Genomic DNA, 664 nt, shown 5'->3' with positions numbered 1-664 from the left:
AAGCGTTTGATGAACTATCGCACGCAAGGTAAATCTCGCACTTTACGTAAAGTCAAAGCGCATCGTCCAGACAACAAAGCTGTGGATATCGAAAAAGGGCCGTTCATCGTCTGTGTGGATGCCTCTGGCTCGATGAGTGGTTTCCCTGAGCAGTGCGCAAAAGCGATGGCGTATGCGTTAATGCAGATTGCACTGGCCGAACAGCGCGATTGTTACGTGATCATTTTCTCTACTGAACACATTACTTACGAGCTCACCAAACAAGATGGTTTGCGTGAGGCGGCGGATTTCTTAACGTACAGTTTCCATGGTGGTACAGATTTGGAGCCAACGCTTATCAAATCCATCGATTTGATGAGTGGAGATAAATACAAAAACGCCGACATGGTGGTAATTTCTGATTTTATTGCGCCAAAACAGCAAGATGAGTTGTTGGCAAAAGTGGATGCGCTTAAAGCGAAGAAAAACCGCTTCCATGCGATCAGTTTATCTAAATACGGAAACCCTGCGTTAATGTCGATGTTTGATCATACTTGGTCTTACCATCCAAACGTTGTGGGACGTTTACTCAAGCGCGTAAGTAACGGTTGATGACCTAAAGCGGCGAATTCGCCGCTTTATTTTTAGTTCGCTTATCGGATGAATGTGTTTGGGGCAGAATCAA

At 45.0% G+C, this 664-nt stretch carries 1 protein-coding gene; it reads left to right on the top strand.

Annotation, left to right across the window (positions count from 1 at the left end):
• Nucleotides 1-591: VWA domain-containing protein (locus tag R7Z50_RS28005; RefSeq protein WP_318149820.1), on the top strand; the 591-nt coding region annotated here is incomplete at its 5' end.
• Nucleotides 592-664 lie beyond the last annotated feature (73 nt).

The sequence above is a fragment of the Vibrio sp. 1249-1 genome (genome assembly GCF_033340495.1).
Note: the sequence above shows the minus strand (reverse complement) of the source record. Positions and strands in the feature narration are given on the sequence as shown.